This is a genomic window from Sphingomonas sp. GM_Shp_2, assembly GCF_026540875.1.
GTDB classification, from domain to species: domain Bacteria; phylum Pseudomonadota; class Alphaproteobacteria; order Sphingomonadales; family Sphingomonadaceae; genus Sphingomonas; species Sphingomonas carotinifaciens.
On record NZ_JALNUQ010000022.1, the window covers coordinates 1 to 18086 of the forward strand.

At 67.4% G+C, this 18086-nt stretch carries 20 protein-coding genes, 1 pseudogene and 1 riboswitch; of the genes and pseudogenes, 8 read left to right on the forward strand and 13 right to left on the reverse strand.

Features of this window, described 5'->3' with window-relative positions; translation table 11 throughout:
• Positions 1–394: pseudogene (locus OXR08_RS09510) on the forward strand (glycosyl hydrolase family 43); the annotation flags it as partial.
• Here the strand turns inward: OXR08_RS09510 and OXR08_RS09515 are convergent.
• The 3 genes from OXR08_RS09515 to OXR08_RS09525 form a co-directional block, all read right to left on the reverse strand.
• Entirely contained in the window at positions 391–1053 is a 663-nt protein-coding gene (locus tag OXR08_RS09515; RefSeq protein ID WP_267349454.1) for a L,D-transpeptidase family protein, read from the reverse strand. The pseudogene OXR08_RS09510 and the gene OXR08_RS09515 overlap by 4 nt on opposite strands.
• Positions 1054–1126: 73 nt before the next feature.
• Positions 1127–2029 carry a CDF family Co(II)/Ni(II) efflux transporter DmeF gene (gene dmeF / locus OXR08_RS09520; RefSeq protein WP_267349455.1) on the reverse strand — a complete coding sequence of 301 codons (903 nt, stop codon included), beginning with the start codon at positions 2027–2029 and terminating at the stop codon, positions 1127–1129.
• Between the two features lie 13 nt (positions 2030–2042).
• Positions 2043–2318 carry a metal/formaldehyde-sensitive transcriptional repressor gene (locus OXR08_RS09525; RefSeq protein ID WP_112382606.1) on the reverse strand — a complete coding sequence of 92 codons (276 nt, stop codon included), beginning with the start codon at positions 2316–2318 and terminating at the stop codon, positions 2043–2045.
• Positions 2319–2411: 93 nt separating this feature from the next.
• On the opposite strand from OXR08_RS09525, the gene OXR08_RS09530 reads away from it, so the two are divergent.
• The 3 genes from OXR08_RS09530 (at position 2412) to map (ending at position 4586) form a co-directional block, all read left to right on the forward strand.
• Positions 2412–3260 carry a PEP-CTERM sorting domain-containing protein gene (locus OXR08_RS09530; protein WP_267349456.1) on the forward strand — a complete coding sequence of 283 codons (849 nt, stop codon included), beginning with the start codon at positions 2412–2414 and terminating at the stop codon, positions 3258–3260.
• A 344-nt stretch (positions 3261–3604) separates the two neighbouring features.
• Positions 3605–3811 (forward strand): ParD-like family protein, encoded by a 207-nt coding sequence (locus OXR08_RS09535; protein ID WP_267349496.1) that lies wholly within the window; start codon positions 3605–3607, stop codon positions 3809–3811.
• Position 3812: 1 nt separating this feature from the next.
• Positions 3813–4586 (forward strand): type I methionyl aminopeptidase, encoded by a 774-nt coding sequence (map, locus tag OXR08_RS09540; protein WP_267349457.1) that lies wholly within the window; start codon positions 3813–3815, stop codon positions 4584–4586.
• Positions 4587–4593: 7 nt separating this feature from the next.
• Here map and OXR08_RS09545 read toward each other — a convergent pair whose 3' ends face one another.
• From OXR08_RS09545 to hppD, 5 genes are all read right to left on the reverse strand, one after another.
• Positions 4594–4989, reverse strand: a complete 396-nt coding sequence (locus OXR08_RS09545) for a hypothetical protein (protein WP_267349497.1) — start codon at positions 4987–4989, stop codon at positions 4594–4596.
• Between the two features lie 68 nt (positions 4990–5057).
• Positions 5058–5447 carry a Rieske (2Fe-2S) protein gene (locus tag OXR08_RS09550; RefSeq protein WP_267349458.1) on the reverse strand — a complete coding sequence of 130 codons (390 nt, stop codon included), beginning with the start codon at positions 5445–5447 and terminating at the stop codon, positions 5058–5060.
• On the reverse strand, positions 5444–6076 hold the full coding sequence (maiA, locus tag OXR08_RS09555; RefSeq protein WP_267349459.1) for a maleylacetoacetate isomerase: 633 nt from the start codon (positions 6074–6076) through the stop codon (positions 5444–5446). The genes OXR08_RS09550 and maiA overlap by 4 nt, the downstream gene beginning before the upstream one ends.
• Positions 6073–7350, reverse strand: coding sequence for a homogentisate 1,2-dioxygenase (hmgA, locus tag OXR08_RS09560; protein WP_267349460.1), 1278 nt, complete (start codon positions 7348–7350; stop codon positions 6073–6075). Before hmgA ends, maiA begins: the two co-directional genes overlap by 4 nt.
• 180 nt (positions 7351–7530) lie before the next feature.
• A complete protein-coding gene (gene hppD / locus OXR08_RS09565; RefSeq protein WP_267349461.1) occupies positions 7531–8592 on the reverse strand; it encodes a 4-hydroxyphenylpyruvate dioxygenase in 1062 nt (353 codons plus the stop codon).
• Between the two features lie 64 nt (positions 8593–8656).
• On the opposite strand from hppD, the gene OXR08_RS09570 reads away from it, so the two are divergent.
• On the forward strand, positions 8657–9115 hold the full coding sequence (locus OXR08_RS09570) for a MarR family transcriptional regulator (protein ID WP_267349462.1): 459 nt from the start codon (positions 8657–8659) through the stop codon (positions 9113–9115).
• A gap of 124 nt (positions 9116–9239) precedes the next feature.
• Here OXR08_RS09570 and OXR08_RS09575 read toward each other — a convergent pair whose 3' ends face one another.
• Genes OXR08_RS09575 through cobU form a run of 5 tightly spaced genes read right to left on the reverse strand, consistent with a single transcriptional unit; the run spans position 9240 to position 14198 of the window.
• Positions 9240–10250, reverse strand: a complete 1011-nt coding sequence (locus OXR08_RS09575) for a glycosyltransferase family 4 protein (RefSeq protein ID WP_267349463.1) — start codon at positions 10248–10250, stop codon at positions 9240–9242.
• 10 nt (positions 10251–10260) lie between these two features.
• Complete coding sequence (locus tag OXR08_RS09580; protein WP_267349464.1) at positions 10261–11880, reverse strand: alpha-amylase family glycosyl hydrolase; 1620 nt, start codon at positions 11878–11880, stop codon at positions 10261–10263.
• The gene (locus tag OXR08_RS09585; protein WP_267349465.1) at positions 11877–12992 is read right to left on the reverse strand and encodes a glycosidase; all 1116 of its coding nucleotides are present in this window, start codon (positions 12990–12992) and stop codon (positions 11877–11879) included. Before OXR08_RS09585 ends, OXR08_RS09580 begins: the two co-directional genes overlap by 4 nt.
• A 36-nt stretch (positions 12993–13028) precedes the next feature.
• Entirely contained in the window at positions 13029–13655 is a 627-nt protein-coding gene (locus tag OXR08_RS09590) for a TetR/AcrR family transcriptional regulator (RefSeq protein ID WP_112382597.1), read from the reverse strand.
• 30 nt (positions 13656–13685) lie between these two features.
• A complete protein-coding gene (gene cobU, locus OXR08_RS09595; protein WP_267349466.1) occupies positions 13686–14198 on the reverse strand; it encodes a bifunctional adenosylcobinamide kinase/adenosylcobinamide-phosphate guanylyltransferase in 513 nt (170 codons plus the stop codon).
• A gap of 25 nt (positions 14199–14223) precedes the next feature.
• Positions 14224–14431: riboswitch (cobalamin riboswitch) on the forward strand.
• Positions 14432–14570: 139 nt separating this feature from the next.
• Between cobU and OXR08_RS09600 the strand changes: the two genes are divergently transcribed.
• The 3 genes from OXR08_RS09600 to cobO are packed head-to-tail and all read left to right on the forward strand — an operon-like array spanning position 14571 to position 18086.
• Positions 14571–16502 carry a TonB-dependent receptor gene (locus tag OXR08_RS09600; RefSeq protein ID WP_267349467.1) on the forward strand — a complete coding sequence of 644 codons (1932 nt, stop codon included), beginning with the start codon at positions 14571–14573 and terminating at the stop codon, positions 16500–16502.
• 4 nt (positions 16503–16506) lie between these two features.
• The gene (locus OXR08_RS09605; RefSeq protein ID WP_267349468.1) at positions 16507–17478 is read left to right on the forward strand and encodes an aminotransferase class I/II-fold pyridoxal phosphate-dependent enzyme; all 972 of its coding nucleotides are present in this window, start codon (positions 16507–16509) and stop codon (positions 17476–17478) included.
• Positions 17475–18086: a cob(I)yrinic acid a,c-diamide adenosyltransferase gene (gene cobO / locus OXR08_RS09610; RefSeq protein WP_267349469.1), complete on the forward strand. Its 612-nt coding sequence runs from the start codon at positions 17475–17477 to the stop codon at positions 18084–18086. Before OXR08_RS09605 ends, cobO begins: the two co-directional genes overlap by 4 nt.

Sequence of the window (18086 nt, forward strand, 5' to 3'; positions counted from 1 at the left end):
CATGTGGTCGAGCTGGCGGGGCAAGGACAATCCCGCAACGCCGTGGATCGAATATCGCTGGCCGGCGCCGGTCACGCTGAACGGCAGCCGCATCCGCTTCTTCGCGGACCAGCCGGCAGGGGCCGGCGAAGGGGTGGCGCCGCCCGCATCGTGGCGGCTGGAATATTGGGATGGCGGCTGGAAGCCGGTCCGGGGGGCCGGCCCCTATGGCACGTCCGCCGATAGGTGGCAGACGGTGGATTTCCCGCGCGTGACCACCCGGTGCCTGCGGGCGCAATTCGTGGCATCGAAAGGGGCGGGCGTCGGGGTGCAGGAATGGGAAGCGCTGGGCCCCCAGGCGACCGTGCCGCCGCCCGCCCCGAAAACCGCCGCCCCGCCCTGCGACCGCCCCTAGCTGGTGATCGTATCGCCCATCTGCATCATCTTGCCATTGGTGACGATGACCGTGTCACCCAGCCTGGCCGCCGCGAACAGGCGTCGCGCGAAGCCGGGCGGCACGCCGATGCAGCCATGGGTCGCATAGCCGAACCGCACGTCGCTGGCGTGGATTGCTACACCGTCGCGGGTGAGACGCAGCATATAGGGCATCGGCGCGTCATACAGGTTGGAGACGTGATCGGCGTCCTTTTCCAGGATCGGGAAGACGCCGAGCGGGGTCGGCTTGTTATCCGCGCCATACAGGATGGCGGCCGCGCCAATTTCGTAGCCATCGCGAAACGCCGAAATGGTCTGCGCCGCCAGATCGATGGTGATGACCAGTGGACCCGCCGGTACGCCCGCATCGTCCCAGACGAAATCACCGTGGCGCAGGGGCTTTTCGAGGTGAAGGATGCGGCGGACGACCAGCGGGGTTGGGGTCGGGGTTGGGGTCGCCGTTGGAATGGGCGCGGGAGTTGGAGTCGGAGATAGCTTTGCGGCCGCCTTCCGGGCCGGGGGCGGCGCCACGCCCGAACCATCCGCCGCCATTGCGAACATGGCGGCGCTGCCCGCGGTGACGGACAGGATCGCGATCGCGGTGATCCGCGCGGCAAGGGGGCGCCAGGCATCGGCCATGAACGCATCCTAACCCACTCCGCCCCGGCTTGTCAGGGTCCGGTTCCGTACCGTAGCGGGACGGAAAAAGGGTTCAGCGCACCTCTATGGTGACGTGGGCAAGGGCGGGGATCGGCGACAGGCGCTGGCGCAAGGTGGCCGATGTGACGGTGCCGCGCACCTCCACGATGGCGGCATGGGCGCCGGGGCCGATCCGCCAGACGTGCATGTCGAGGATCTGGACATCGCCGGCGCCTTCCACGCACGCGCGGACGCGGGCGGCGAGCGCCGGGTCGGTGGCGTCAAGCAGCACCGCGGACGCATCGCGCATCAGCGTCCAGGACCAGCGTGCGATGACCACCGCGCCGATAAGTCCGGTGAGCGGATCGAGCCACCACCAGCCCAGATAGCGTCCCGCCAGCAGCGCGGCGATCGCCATGACCGAGGTCAGCGCGTCCGCCAGCACATGAAGATAGGCGGCACGCATATTGGCATCGTCGCCATGGTCATGGTCATGGTCATGGCCGTGATCATGATCATGCCGGGAGCCGTGATGATGGTGCCCGCCGCCGAGCAGCGCCGCGCTTGCGAGATTGACCAGCAGGCCGAGAACCGCGACCAGCGTGGCGTCGCCGAACGCAACAGGGTGATGTTCACCCAGCCGCATGATCGATTCGACCGCGATGCCGAGCGATACGATCCCCAGCACCAGTGCCGATGCGAAGGCGGCAAGTTCGCCCACCTTGCCGGTGCCCCAGCCGTAACGCGGATTGCCGACGTTGCGGCGTGCATAGGAATAGGCGAGCGCCGCCATCCCCAGCGCACCGACATGCGTCGCCATGTGGAAGCCGTCGGCGAGCAGGGCCATCGACCCGGTCAGCCAGCCCGCGACGATTTCGGCCACCATCATGCCGGCGCTCAACCAGACGACCCAGCGCGTCCGGCGCGCATGCTCGTCATGATGGTGGCCCAGATAATCGTGATCGTGCGAGACCATGGTCGCGAAACCTTTAGCGGAAGTGGCGACGGAGCAGCTTGGCGAGTTCGGCGGCGGCAGCGGCACGCTCCGCATCGGTGACGCCGGCGGCCGCGACATGGGCGTGGAGATGATCCTCGACCAGTTCGTCCATCAGCCCGGCGACCGCGCCGCGCACGGCGGCGACGAGATGCAGCGTGTCCGCACATTCCGCGTCGGCAAGCACCGAGCGTTCGACCGCGGCGACCTGCCCGGCGATGCGGCGAACGCGCGCGACGATCTTGTCCTTGTTGGTCGTGACATGGGCCATAGCATATAGGGGTATAGGGTATATCGCCTGTTGGCGCAAGGATCGCCAGGCGGCTAGGGGCGTTGCGTGCACGCACAGGGTTTGGGGGAAGCCATGAGGATCGGGATCATCGTTGCCGCGCTGGGTGCGCTGATTGCCACGCCGGCGGCGGCGGAGACGATCCTGTTCGTCGGCAACAGCTTTACCTTTGGCGCGAATTCGCCGGTGATGCGCTACCGCCCCGATGCGGTGACCGACCTGAACCGGGAGGGGATCGGCGGCGTGCCGGCGCTGTTCAAGACCTTTGCCGAGCAGGCGAAGCTCGACTGGAAGGTCAACCTGGAGACAGTGCCGGGCAAGGATCTGGCTTATCATTTCGAACATAAGCAGCGGCAGATCGACCGTCGCTGGGACGTGGTGATCCTGCAAGGGTATAGCACGCTGGACCCGGAAAAGCCCGGCGACCCGATGCGTCATGCCGGGGCGGCCGCGCAACTGGCCGCCATGGTGAAGCGCGCCAACTCCAAGGTGCGCGTCGAGCTGGTGACGACGTGGAGCCGCGCCGACCTGACCTATCGCCACCCCAGTCCGTGGCGGGGGCAGGGCTATGCCGCGATGGCCGAGACACTGGCGGCGGGCAACGCCCTGGCGGTGCGCGCCAGTTCCGATATTGCCGGCGCGATTCCAGTGGGACAGGCATGGACGCGGGCGATGCGCGACCGGATCGCCGATCCCAATCCCTATGACGGCATCGCCTTCGGGCAGGTCGACCTGTGGACCTGGGACCAGTATCATGCGAGCGCGGCGGGCTATTATCTGGAAGCGCTGACGATCTTCGGACGGGTGACCGGGGTCGACGTTCGCACGCTGGGCCGCAACGAGCGTGCCGGGCGTGACCTGGGGCTGGAGCCGCAACTGATGGAGCGCCTGCAGGCGGTGGCGCAGGCCGAGTTGACAGCCTAAGTCACAGCCGTCCGGTCATCGCGGGTACGGTCCGGTGAAATGGCGAACGCGTCGACCTGATGGTGCGCGCCTGACGCGCAAGGTCGCGCAGCCATTCGCAGGTGACAGCTATGCCTGGCGTGCCGCCGGTAGGTGATCCATCTTTGCGCCTGACATGCTCCGTACACGGGATCGCGTTTCATCCCGCGGATCGGCGCGATCAGCTCCGAACCTGATGGTGTCGGATCGGGCTTGGTCCTCACGGGACCACCTGACCTCTGCGATGGGGAGGGACGGCAGGGGGCATGGCGGATTGACCTCGAATATATGAAACGTATATGTTCCATATCGAGGAGCAATTTGGCATGGGTATCGTGAAGATCGACGACGACCTGCATGAAGAGGCGCGTCGGGCGAGCGCTGTGATGTGCAGGTCGATCAATGCGCAGGCGGAGTTCTGGATGAAGGTGGGCATGATTGCCGAGTGCAATCCCACGCTTTCGTTCAACGATATCATGAGGATGCAGGTCGAGGCCGCACAGGTTGGCGGCGTGCGGGCGGTGGCGGCCTGACATGGTGAAGACTCCCGACGAACTGGCGTTGATGCGCACGTCCGGCCGGTTGCTGGCATCGGTATTCGAGATGCTGGACGAACAGGATTTGGCGGGCATGTCGACGCTGGCGGTGAACGACATGGTGGACCGCTTCATCACCCATGATCTGGCGGCGCGGCCGGCGAGCAAGGGGCAATATGGCTTTGCCTATGTGCTGAACTGTTCGATCAACGCGGTGGTGTGCCACGGCGTGCCGGATGCGGCGACGATTATCCGGGACGGCGACATCATCAACCTGGATATTACGCTGGAGAAGAACGGGTTCATCGCCGACTCCAGCAAGACCTATATGGTCGGCGAGGTGTCACCGGGCGCGAAACGGCTGGTGCGGGTCGCGCAGGAGGCGATGTGGAAGGGCATCGCGCAGGTGCGACCGGGCGCGCATGTCGGCGATATCGGCTTTGCGATCGAGCGGCATGCCAAGAAGAACGGCTATTCAGTGGTGCGCGACTTTTGCGGCCATGGCATCGGTCGCGAGATGCACGAGGCGCCCGATGTGCTGAACTTCGGGCGGCCGGGTACGGGCGCGCCGCTGCGCGAGGGGATGACCTTCACCGTCGAGCCGATGATCAACCAGGGCACGCGCAAGGTGTCGACCATGGACGATGGCTGGACGGTGGTGACCGGCGACGGCAAGCTTTCGGCACAGTTCGAGCATACGGTCGCGGTCACGAAGGACGGCGTCGAGGTCCTGACGCTGCGCCGGGACGAACGGCCGATGGCGGCGCGCTGACCGGCGGTCAGTTCGCCACGCGGGTCAGGCGCAGCCCCGGGGGTTGCACAAAGGTCGGACGCGTGGCGGCCGAATAGACCGCGCGACCATTGCTATCCACCGCCAATATGTCGGCCCGGCGGCGACGTTCGGCGTAGCGGAAGTGGATGCGATCGAGCTTGCGCTGCAATTCGGCGCGATGTTCGGCGGTCAGCGTGCCGCCATCGAGCGCCTGTTGCTGCAACGCTTCCTCGCGAAAGGCCAGCATGCGGCGGCGAAAGGCACGGTCGTCGCCCTGGGTGTAGAGCGTCGGATAATATTGGATGCCCTGCCACATATTCGGTGTGGGCGCATCGATGCCGAATTCGGGGGGGCGGTCGGTGGCCTGGCCGGCCGCGGCGGCGAAAAGGAGGATGGAGAGCATGCTCACGGCGTCCTTTCGTATCGGGTTGCGGTAACAACGCCCCAAGCTGCACCATCGTTGCCGCGCGATCAATCCCGGTCACTGGTGGTGGTGACGATCTGGCCATCGGTGACGGTAACGGGCCACGGCGTCAGCCGCTGGCCCGTGCAGGGGCCGCCAAGGCAAAGCCCATTCTCCACCGCGAAGACGGCGCCGTGCCAGGAGCAGGCGATATGGGTGTCGTCAGGCGTCAGATAGGCGTCGAGCGCCTGTGCGAGGGGCAGGCCCATGTGCGGGCAGCGATCGACATAGCCATGCACGGCATCGCCGCGGCGGACGATGAAGCCGTGGAACCGGCCGGCGCGCATCTGGAGAACGAAGTTGCGGGCGGCGCCGTCCGCGATCGTGTCGAGCGGCCCCAGGCGAACACCGGCGGGGGTGGCGGTCAGGCGCGCTTCGCTTGCGCCGCTGTCGTTCATGGCGCGTCCGGCTGCGCGTCGGGATGGGCTTGCGGCACGCGGGCGTCGAGTTTTGCGGCGGCGGCGGCGAGGAGGGGGAAGGGGGCGAGGTCGAGGTCGAAGCGCAGTGCGTTATAGACCTGGGGGAGCAGGTGGCAGTCGGCGATCGTCGGCGTGTCGCCATAGGCGAAACCGCCGCCGTGACGGGCGATCATCACCTCCAGCGCTTCGAAGCCCTGGGTGATCCAGCGGCGTATCCAGCGCGAGACCGCGACATCCTGCGCGTCGAAGTCGCGACGAAGCGCGGAGAGGATGCGCAGATTGTTCACCGGATGGATGTCGCAGGCGACGATCGCCGCCATGGCGCGAACGACGGCGCGCGCATCGGGGTCGGCGGGCAGCAGCGGAGGATCGGGAAAGCGCTCGTCCAGCCATTCCAGGATGGCGGGGCTTTGCGTCAGGACCAGGCCGTCCGCCTCCAGCGTCGGCAGCAGCGCCTGCGGGTTCAGCGCGCGGTAGTCGGGCGTAGACTGCGCGCCGGTGCGCAGGTCGTGCGGAACCTGTTCATAGGCCAGCCCCTTCAGCCCGAGCGCGAGGCGGACACGGTAGGCGGCGCTGGAGCGCCAATAGCCGTGCAGCCGCAGGGTCACGGGAGCAGGGCCTTGGGGAAGTCCTTCCACACCGCATCATAATCGAGCTGCGCATGATCCTGCGCGAAGCGGGTGGGGCGATAGGGCCAGCAGCTTTCCAGCATGAACGCCATCGTGCCGTCGATCTTGTGCGGTTTCAATGCGGCATGCGAGGCGCCCTGCCAACTGGCGAGGTCCGGCCCGTGGCCGGCCATGAGGTTGTGGAGCGAAAGGCCACCGGGCTGAAACCCTTCCGCCTTGGCATCATAGGCGCCGGTGATGAGGCCCATCGCCTCGGACATGACGTTGCGGTGGAACCAGGGCGGGCGGAACGTATCCTCCGCCACCATCCAGCGCGGCGGAAACAGGACGAAATCGGCATTGGCACGGCCGGGCACGTCGGAGGGCGAGGTCAAGAGCGTGAAGATCGACGGATCGGGATGGTCGAAGCTGACCGTGCCGATCGTGTTGAAGCGCGACAGGTCATAGCGCCAGGGCGCGAGATTGCCGTGCCACGCGACGACGTCGAGCGGACTGTGATCGAGTTGGGTCGTCCACAGATGACCGAGATATTTTTGGACGACCTGTGTGGGGGTATCCCGATCCTCATACCAGGCGTGCGGCGTCTCGAAATCGCGGGGATTGGCGAGGCCGTTGGCACCGATCGGCCCGAGATCGGGCAAGCGGAACAGGGCGCCGTGGTTTTCGCAGACATAACCGCGGGCGGCTCCGTCAGGGAGGGTGATGCGGAAGCGGACGCCGCGGGGGATGAGGGCGATCTGGCCGGGGGCGAGATCGAGGCGGCCGAGTTCGGTGAAGATCGCGAGGCGGCCGGACTGGGGGACAAAGAGCAGTTCGCCGTCCGCGTCCATGAAGACGCGGTCCTGCATGTCCTTGTTCGCGGCGTAGAGGTGGATGGCGACACCCTCGAGATCGGCGGGGTCGCGGTTGGCGAGCATCGTCGTCAGGCTGTCGAGCCAGTCGGTGCCGGGGGCGGGATCGGCGATGGGGTCCCAGCGGAGGCGGTTGGGGGGCAGCGGGTCTTCGACGGTGCCCGGAGCGAAGCGGGGGGCGCCCTCGTAGCGGGTGTACGGCGGATGCTCCGCGGTGGGGCGCATTCGGTAGAGCCAGGAGCGGCGGTTCTCGTGACGCGGCGCCGTGAAGGCGGTGCCCGACAGTTGCTCGGCATAGAGACCGAAGGCGGGGCGCTGCGGCGAGTTGCGACCGATGGGGAGGGCGCCGGGCACGGCCTCCGTCGAGACGTGGTTGCCGAAGCCGGGGGTGTAGTCGGTCATCGCCGATCTCCTGCAAGAAGATTGTTCACGCGAAGATGCGAAGGCGCGAAGATGATGCGTATGCCGCGTGAGCGGCCTTCCCATATCGACCCGCAGGCATCGGTTTGACCGCTGACGCGATCGCTTGCCCGGGACGGTATCTCTTCGCGTCTTCGCGCCTTCGCGTGATCCACTTCTTTCTCAAGCGTCGACGGTGATGACGCCCCGACGAATTTGATCGAGTTCAATGGACTCGAACAGCGCCTGGAAATTGCCGTTGCCGAAGCCTTCATTGCCCTTGCGCTGGATGATCTCGAAGAAGATCGGGCCGACCATGTTCTCGGTGAAGATCTGGAGCAGCAGTCCCTCGCCGCGCTCGACCGAGCCGTCGATCAGGATGCGGTTCTTGCGAAGGCGTTCCAGATCCTCGCCATGGCCGGGGACACGCTTGTCGACCAGTTCGAAATAGGTCTCGATCGTGTCCTGCAGGCGCACGCCGCGCTCGCGCAGTTTTTCGACGGTGGTGTAGATGTCGTCGGTGGTCAGCGCGAGGTGCTGGATGCCCTCGCCCTGATATTGCCGGATGAATTCCTCGATCTGGCTGTTCTCGTCCTGGCTTTCGTTGAGCGGGATGCGGATCGCCTGATCGGGGGCGATCATCGCCTGGCTGAACAGGCCGGTCGCCTTGCCCTTGATGTCGAAGTATTTCTGCTCCTCGAAGCCGAAGATGCGGCCGTAGAAGCTGGACCAGGTGCGCATCTCGCCGCGGCGGACATTGTGGGTCAGGTGATCGAGCAGGTCGAGGCCGACGCTGTTTTCCCGTGCCGCCTGTTGCCAGCCGGGGATTTCGATCCAGTCGGCGTACATGTCCCCGCCGGCGGCGACGAGGTAGAGATAGGAGCCGCCGATACCCTCGACCGCGAAGCTGTCCGCGCCCAGCGCGCCGACAGAGGGATCGACCGCGACCGCGCCGTGCTGAAGCGCATGGGCGTGGGCCGCGGCGGGGTCGGTGACGCGAAAGCCCATGCCGCTGGCCGACGGGCCATGTTCGGCACGGAAGTCGGCAGCCTGGCCGGTTTCCTCCGCATTGAGCAGCAGGTTGATGCGACCCTGCACATAGCGGGTGATCGCCTTGGTCGGGTGGCGATGTGCAGGCACGAAGCCCATCATCTCGAACTGGCGGGCCAGTGCTTCGGGTTCGGGCGAGGTGAATTCGCAGAAGGCGAAGCCGTCCAGGCCCAGCGGGTTCGTTTCGACGGACATGGCATCCAACTCCTGATCTGGTATCGTTGGTTACCAATGTGCCGCACGGGAAGGATGGTGTCAAATGTTACGATCGCAAGACGGCGGTGCGGCGGTGCTGCGGCTGGACGATTTCCTGCCCTATCGGTTGTCGATCGCATCCAATCTGGTGAGCGGGCATATCGCCAGTGCGTATGAGCAATTGTTCGGGTTGAGCATTCCCGAATGGCGGCTGGTCGCGATCGTGGCGGAAGAGGGCCGGATCGCGCAGTCGGCGATCTGCGAGCGGAGCCGGATGGACAAGGTGACGGTCAGCCGCGCCGCGATCGCGCTGGCCGATCGCGGGCTGGTCGCGCGGGTGCCACATGACGGGGATCGCAGGTCGCATCTGTTGATGCTGACGGGCGCGGGGGAGGAACTCTACGCGCAGGTGGCGCCCAAGGCACTGGAACTGGAGGCGCGGTTGTTTGCCGAGTTTTCGGAGGAGGAACTGGCGGAGTTTACGGCGATGCTCCGGCGGATGGAGCGGGCGGTTTTGGGGTGAGCTTTTAGCGTGTGGGCTGTTCTCCCCTCCCCTTCAGGGGAGGGGACGGGGGTGGGGCGCTTCCTCATAGGTGGGGCTTGTGGATACGCCCCACCCCAACCCCTCCCCTGAAGGGGAGAGGGGTTCAGGCATCAAGGATGTCCCGGTAGAGCGCGATATAGGCGTCGGCCATGCGGTCGATCGAGAAGTGGTCGATGGCGGCGCGGCGGCAGGCGGCGCGGTCGATCGTGTCGAGGCGGTCGATGGCCCTTACCGCTTCCGCCATGTCCTTTACCAGGAAGCCGTTGACGCCGTCTTCGATCAGTTCGGGCATCGAGCCGCGGTCGATCGCGATGACCGGGGTGCCGCAGGCCATCGCCTCGACCACCGACAGGCCGAAGGGTTCGTCGAAGTTGATGAGGTGGAGAAGCGCCCTGGCATTGCCGAGTGCGCGGGTGCGGTCCTCGCCGCCTAGCGGGCCGTGATAGACGACCCGGATGCCGTCGACATGCGGCCGGACGTCGCGGTCCCAGTAACCCTGATCCTGAACGATGCCGGCCATGTGGAGGCGACGGCCGGTGGCGCGGGCGGCGTCGATCGCTTCGCGGGCGCCCTTGTCGGGGTGCATGCGGCCGAAGAAGAGGAGGTCATCGCTGCCGACGGGGTCGAAGGGGAAGTCGTCCACCGGAATGCCGTGGTGGATGGTGGCGGCGTAGCGGAGCGCGGGGTGGCGGTCGGCGTTCGAGATCGCGACATAGTGCACGCGGTCCTGATAGGGCGCGTACATCGGCAGGATGCGGTCGGACGAGAAGCCGTGGATGGTGGTGACCATCGGCGTGGAGACGAGGGGCGCGAAGGCGTGGGCGGGGAAGTCGGCCTGATTGTGGATCAGGTCGAATTCGGCCGCGCGCGCGAAGACGGTGGAGAGATGGCGCATCTCCCATACCTTGGCGTCGATCGAGGGATCTTCGGAATAGGCGGCGGGGACGGGGCCGGCGAGGGTGGCGGCGGTGATGCTGTCCTGGGTGGCAAACAGGGTGACGTCCACCCCGCGTGCGACGAGCGCCTCGGTCAGCAGGCTGGTGACGAGTTCCCAGGGACCATAGGCGCGCGGCGGGGTGCGCCAGGCGATCGGGGCGATCATCGCGATCTTCATGAAAAGGGCGTTACCGTTCTGGCTGGAGGATGACGCCCTGGTTGGGCGCGAGGGTATCGGTGAAGGGGTCGGGGGTGGTGGACAGCAGCAGGCGCCATGCGCCCGGCGGCAGGATGACGGGGTGCGGCGTCGTGCCGAGGTTGAGCGCGACGACGATGCGGTCGTCGCCGCAGACGCGTTCATAGGCGAGAACATCGCCCTCCGCCTCGATCAACCGGAACTGGCCGACGCCGAGCGCGGGATGGCGGCGGCGCAGGGCGAGCAACGCCCGGTGCAACGACAGCATCGAGGCCGGGTCATCCCGTTCGGCCGCGACGTTCCGCGTCCGCCAGTCCGCCCCGAGCGGAAGCCATGGTTCGGCGGTGGAGAAGCCGGCATGGGGGCCGGCATCCCATGGCATCGGTGTGCGAACCGGATCGCGGCCGAGGCCGAGGCCGGGTTCGCGCAACTCGCGCGGGTCCTGCACCCGGTCGGGCGGGATGGTCGCATCCTCCAGCCCCAGTTCGTCGCCATAATAAAGGGTGGGCGTGCCGCGCAGGGTGAGCAGCAGCATGGCGGCGACACGGGCCTGTTCGGCTCCGCGCTTGGTGGCGCTGCGTGGGCGATCATGGTTGCCCAGCACCCAGTTGGGCCAGCCGCCGGGGGGGAGCGCTGCCTCATAATCGGCGATCATCTGCGCCAGCGTGCGCGCGTCCCAGCGGGCGTCGATCAACTGGAAGTTGAAGGGCAGGTGGACGCCGCTTTCGTCCTGCCCGTAATAGTGCATCAGGCGTTCGAGCGGCAGGTAGATCTCGCCGATCAGCACGCGCTCCTCGCCGGGGGTGCTGTAATCGTCGGCGATGCGGCGCATGTCGCCGGCGATGGCGTGCACCTCGGGCTGGTCGGTGGAGTGGAGTTGCAGCACACGGTGCATCTCGCCCATGCTGACGTGCCAGGCGGGGTTCAACGGATTGTCGGGGAAGTCGGCATGCTTGACCATGTGCCACAGCACGTCGATGCGGAAGCCATCGACGCCGCGAGCGAACCAGAAGCGCAGCACGTCCAGCATCGCCGCACGCACATCCGGGTTGCGCCAGTTGAGGTCTGGCTGCTCCTTCAGAAAGGCATGGTAGTAATATTGGCCGGTCGCCTCGTCCCATTCCCAGGCGGGGCCGCCGAAATCGCTGATCCAGTTGTTGGGCACGCCGCCATCCGGTGCGGCGTCGCGCCACAGATACCAGTCGCGTTTCGGGTTGTTCCGCGACGCGCGGCTTTCGCGAAACCAGGGATGCTGGTCCGAACTGTGGTTCGGCACGAAATCGAGCAGTATCTTCAGCCCGCGGGCATGCGCGGCGGCGAGCAGCGCGTCGAAATCGGCCAGCGTGCCGAAGCGCGGATCGATCCCGCAATAATCCGCCACATCATAGCCGAAATCGGCCATGGGCGAGGGGAAGATGGGCGAGATCCAGATCGCATCGACGCCGAGACCGACCAGATAATCGAGCCGGGCGGCGATGCCGTTCAGGTCGCCGATGCCGTCGCCGTCGCTGTCCTGAAACGAGCGGGGATAGATCTGGTACAGGACGGCGGATCGCCACCATGGTGCTTCCGGGGGTGCTTCCGGGGGTGCTTCCGGGGCCGATATGCTCATCGGAAGCGATCCTTGCGCAGGCGGGTCATCCGGCAGGCGAGATCGGCCTCGCCGCTGGCGACCAGATAATGGTCGCCGCCATCGGCCAGCCCGGTGGAAAAGACGACGGGGGTCGGCAGGTACATCTGGTGTGCGATGTCGGCAGTGAGGGCGGGGGCGGCCTCGATCAAGGGTGCATCGTCCTCCAGCCGCAGGATGCGGGTGGGGTGGTCGCGGTCGAGCAGCGCCCAGAAACTGCGATAGATGCCCACCGTCTCGCGCCGCTCGACGCCGTGATAGATGGTCAGCCAGCCGTCGTCGGTCAGCACCGGCTGCGTGCCGCCGCCGATCTTCATCGCCGAGGTGGAGCCCTTGCGCGCGCGGATGCCGGGTGCCTCCAGCGGCTTCCAGTGGAGCGCGTCGGGCGAGGCGGCGAAGTTGATCGCGGGGCCGCCGACATAGGGGCTGTCCTCGGGATAGGCGAAATACACCTCTCCCAATGGCCTGGTCAGCGCCATGAAGCGGTCGCCGACCAGCCCTTCGAACAGGATCATGTCCTTGTTCTGATGATCGAGGACGATCCCCTCCAGCCGGTAGTCTATGCCGTTGTCGGAGATGTGGAGGGTGGTGCAGTGACGCTCGGCAGAGACCGAACAGGTGGTCATGTACCAGCGGTCGGCGATGCGGCTGATCCGGGCATCCTCGACCCCGTAATCCTGATAGGGGGCGGCGGGCTCGATCGCCTTGTCGTAATGGACCGCGACGATGCGCTCGCCATCGGGGGTGAGTTCGACCGGCAGCAGCCAGGACAGCGAGGTGAGCGCCAGCATGCGGTGGGCATGGCCCTTCAGCGCGAACTGGCGCGGGTCGGTCATGTCGACGCCGGCAAGGGGGTAGCGGTCGAGCACATAGCCGCCGGTCGTCCAGCGGATGGCGCGGACATGGCCGTCCACCACCGGCTGCGCCAATGCCTCTGCGATGCGGACCATTAGCAGCAGGTTGCCGTTCGGCAATCGCGCCATGCCGGGATTGAATGCGCCCAGCACATAGGTCGGCTCGGCGATCCCGCGACGCAGCGGCGAGCGTGCGAGGTCGACATCGTCGGGACGGAAGATCAGGAAGTCGTCGGCCATGCGGGCGCGAACGCGGCGGCGTGGGCCGGCGTTCCTTCAGATCGCGGCGTCGCGCAGGAAGACGCGCCAGCGTTCCTCGAAAAATGCATCCGGCGAAAGGCCGCAAAAGGGATCGGGCAGGCCGAATTGCAGGCGCCGGGTCGGCCCGTCGAGCAGGTCGCCGAGCAGATGGTAGAGGCAGGTCGGATCGGCCTGGCGGAGCAGGCCGGCGGCTTGCGCGTGGCGGATGCGGTCGAGCATGGGCGCGGACATGATCCGGTTCCACGCGGCGAAGCGGGTGCGCAGCTCCTCCGAATAGGCGGCCTCCGAGGTGAGAAAGGCCATGAAGCGGACATTGTCGGGCGACAGGCAGAAGCCGAAGAAATGGCGTGAGGCGCGCTTCAGCGCGGCGAGGGGGTTTTCCGCGCCGTCGCCCTCGACGAACGCCTCGGCCAGTCGCTCAAGGTCGCGCGTCACCACCGCGTCGAGCAGCGCCATCTTGCCGGGATAGCGGCGATAGATGGTGTGCTTGCTGACGCCGACGGCAGCGGCGATCTCCTCCATCGAGGTGCCGTCGATGCCCCGGCAGCAAAAGGCCTCGCGCGCGCCGGTGAGGACCAGGTCGTTGATCTGCTGCGCCTGTTCGCGGGTGGGTCGTCCGGTGGTGCGTTTGTCGGTGGGCATGATCTTCTTTTGCGGGCGGGGTCGCGCACGTCAAATATCGGACGGCTGCAGGCGCAGCGCCAGACCGGCGACGACGAAATAGGTGCGCTCCACCACCGCGGCCACCGCCTGGTTGAGCCGGCCCGCCTCGTCGCGAAAGGCGCGGCCGAGCGGGGTTTCGGGGACGAGGCCGAGCCCCACCTCGTTGGAGACGAGGAACAGCGGCGCGCGCGCCACGCCGATCGCGGCGAGCAGGTCGGCGCGGGCGGCAGCGACGTCGTGACCGCCGAGCATGACATTGGTCAGCCACAGGGTCAGGCAATCGACCAGGATCGCACCGCCCACGGCCTCGCGGATCGCCGCGGGCAGCGCGACCGGGCAGTCGATCGTCGTCCAGCGCCCGTCGCGATCGGCACGGTGCCGGGCGATGCGCTCCGCCATCTCGTCGTCGAACGCCTGGCCCGTCGCGCAGTAGATCAGCGGCGCGGCGAAGCGCTCCGCCGCGGTCTGGGCCAGCCGGCTCTTGCCCGAGCGGGCACCCCCGAGGAACAACGTCGTCGCCATCTTGCCCCCGTGCCCGCCCCCGCCTAAGGGCGCAAGCGTGACAGGTTCCCGGAGACGGGATGAAAAGGGAATTCGGAAGCGACGCCCGGACCGGGCCGTCGTGATCCGAAGCTGCCCCCGCAACTGTGACCGGCGAGCCTCGCCCATCCCCATGCCACTGGAGTTGATCCGGGAAGGCCGGGCGCGGCGCTGACCCGGGAGCCAGGAGACCTGCCTGTCGCGGTCTGTCCTTCGCGCGGACGGGGTGTGCCGGGCGATCGAGGAATGATCCTCGCGTGACGACGTCTTTGGGGGCGTGGGTGCAGCGGGGCTTGTTCGGCGCCGCCCGTGCGCGTGCCCCCGGTTGCGAACGCGAAGGGGGAAACAAGAGCTGTGACGATTCGATATCTATTGGCGGCACCGGTGCTGCTCGCCGCGCTGCCGGCCTGGGGCCAGAGCGCGCAGTCCAATGCCGGACTGGAACAGGTGCAGGGCGCCGACGACCGCATCGTGGTGACGGCCAACCGCGCCGCGCAGCCGATCGACCGGGTAGGCCAGGCGATAAGCGTGCTGGACACCGCAGAGATCACGCGGCGCCAGTCGGTGGCGGTGGCCGACCTGCTGCGCCAGACGCCCGGCGTGACCATCGCGCGCAACGGCGGGATCGGCACGCAGACCGGGGTCAGCATCCGCGGTGCGGAAACCGACCAGACGGTGGCACTGATCGACGGCATCAAGCTGAACGATCCGTCGGCGCCCGGCGGCGGGTTCAACTTCGGCGGACTTCTGGTGGGGAATATCGCGCGGATCGAGGTGCTGCGGGGTGCGCAGTCGGTGCTGTGGGGCAGCCAGGCGATCGGCGGTGTGGTGAACCTGATCACGCGGCAGCCGACCGAGGCGCTGTCGGTCAACGCGCGCGCGGAAGGGGGCTGGCGTGATACGGGGCAGGTGTTCGCCAATGTGTCGGGCAAGGCGGGGCCGGTCGCGGCGAGCCTTGGCGGCGGGTATTTCACCAGCGACGGCCTGTCCGCCTTTGCCGGCGGGACCGAGCGCGACGGATATCGCAACTACGGCGCCAATGGCAGCGTGACGGTGGACGTTGCCACCAACCTGTCGCTGGACCTGCGCGGCTTCTATTCGGATGGCCGGACGGAGATTGACGGCTTTCCGGCACCCGCCTTCACCTTTGGCGATACGCGCGAATATGGCACGTCGAAGCAGTTCGTCGGCTATGGCGGCGCAAACCTGGCGCTGTTCGACGGGCGGCTGCGCAACCGGCTGGGCTATGCCTATACGCAGACGCGGCGGCGCAACATCGATCCGGACGGGGTGCCGACCGAGACGTTTCGCGGCAATGGCCGCAACGAGCGCATCGAATATCAGGGGCTGCTCGACCTGAGCGACGCGGTGCAGGGCACGTTCGGCGCGGAGCGGGAGGTGACGCGGTTCACCACCACGAGCTTTGGCGGGCCGGAAACGCGCGGACGGGCGCGGCTGTTCAGCGTCTATGGCCAGTTGGCGGTGACGCCCGTCGCAGGGCTGACCGTGACGGGCGGCGTGCGCCATGACGACCATAACGTGTTCGGCGGCACGACCACGGTATCGGCCAGCGGCGTCTGGTCGCCCAATGGCGGCAATACGCTGTTCCGGGGCAGCTATTCGGAAGGGTTCAAGGCGCCGACGCTGTACCAGTTGCAGAGCGAATATGGCAACGCGCTGCTCGATCCCGAACGGTCGAAGGGCTGGGACGCGGGCATCACGCAGCGCGCGCTGGACGGTGCGATCGAGGCGAGCGCGACATGGTTCCACCGCACCTCGCGCGACCTGATCACCTTCGTATCGTGCGCGGCGCCGCTTTCCGGCATCTGTGCGGGGCGGCCGTTCGGTACCTATGACAATGTCGCGCGGGCGCGGTCACAGGGGCTGGAGTTCACCCTGGCGCTGGTGCCGGTCGAGGCGTTGCGGCTGAGTGCGGCCTACACCTATCTGGATGCCGAGGATCGCTCGACCGGCACCGCCGGTTTCGGGCGGCGGCTGGCGCAGCGGCCGGATCACAGCGTGACGGTGAATGCCGATTACCGCTGGGCGTTCGGATTGGAGACGGGGGCGACGGTGACGAGCATCGGCGACAGCTTCAACGATGCGGCCAATGTTCGCCGGCTCGATGGGTACACGCTGGTCGACCTGCGCGCATCGATGCCGGTGACGGGCAATCTGGCCGTCTATGGCCGGATCGAGAACCTGTTCGACGAACGCTACCAAACGGTGCTCGATTACGGTCAGCAGGGGCGGGCGGGGTTTGTGGGCGTGCGGGTGGCGTATTGAGGCGATGATCGGCGCGGGGGATCTGGCACCGTTCTACGTGCATGGCGGCCGGGTGGCGGAGGCTCGGGCCGTGTTCGGGGGCGAGGACTGGATCGACCTGTCGACGGGGATCGCGCCGCGGGCCTATCCGGTGGGGGAGACCGGGCTGGCGCGCCTGCCGGAGAGCGGGGCGGTGGCGGCGTTGGAGGCGGCGGCGGCGCGCGCGTTCGGGGTGCCCGGCGCGCGCGCGGTGGTGGCGGTGCCGGGGACGGACCTGGCGATGCGGCTGCTGGCGCTGCTGATGCCGGGGGAGCGTCCGGCGGTGGTGGTGCCGGGCTATGGCGGGCACCGGGCGGCGTGGCCGGCGGCGGTGCCGATCGCTTGGGAGGCGCTGGGGCAGGGCGGCCACGACCTGACCATTCTTGCGAGCCCCGCCAACCCCGACGGCCGGCGGCTGGACCCGGTGAGCGCCCGCGACCTGCTGGCGCGCGGCATGCTGGTGGTGGACGAGGCCTATGCCGACCCGGCGCCGGGGCTGGCGGCGATGGATGACGCGAGGCTGGTGGTGCTGCGGTCGTTCGGCAAATTCTATGGGTTGCCGGGGGTGAGGCTCGGTTTCGTCATCGCGGCGCCGGCGCTGGCGGACACCTTGCGGGCGTTGCTGGGGGATTGGCCGGTGAGCGGGCCGGCGGTGACGATCGGGACGCAGGCCTATGGCGACACGGCGTGGCAGGTGGAGCAGGTGCGCAGGATCGGGGATGCGGCGGTGGCGCTGGATGCGGTGCTGGATGCAGCCGGGTTCGCGGTGTCGGGGCGGGCGGGGTTGTTCCGGCTGGTCGCGGTACCCGGTGCCGGGCGCCTGTTCCGCCATCTGGCCGAGTGTGCGATCCTGGTGCGGCCGCTGGCCGACCAGCCGGACCGGTTGCGCATCGGCCTGCCCGGAGACGAGGCGGCGGTGCGGCGACTGGCCGACGCGTTACAGGAGTTCAAGCGATGACCGATACGCCCGAGGACTATGCCCGCCACAACGCCAAGATGAAGCGGATGCAGGCGGCGCGCGAGAAGATGCAGGCCAGGCGCACGCTGGAGCGTGGCCTGTTGATCGTCCATACCGGCAACGGCAAGGGCAAGTCGTCCTCCGCCTTCGGCATGGCGATCCGCAGCATCGGCTGGGGCATGAAGGTCGCCATCCTGCAATATGTGAAGGGCAAGTGGGAGACGGGCGAGCGCAACTTCTTCGAAGCGCATCCCGATCTCGCCACCTTCGAGGTGATGGGCGAAGGCTTCACCTGGGACACGCAGGACCGCGAGCAGGACATCCGCGCCGCGCGCGCCGCGTGGGAGCGGTCCAAGGCGATGATCCTCGACCCCGAGATCGACTTCGTTATCCTGGACGAACTGAACATCGTGCTGCGCGACGGGACGTTGCCGGCGGACGAGATCGTCGCGTTCCTGAAGGACCGGCCGCTCACCAAGCACATTTGCATCACCGGACGACATGCAAAGCCCGAACTGCTGGAGATCACCGATCTGGTGACCGAGTTCGGCGAGGTGAAGCATCCCTACAACGCGGGCTTCAAGGCGCAGAAGGGTGTCGAATATTGA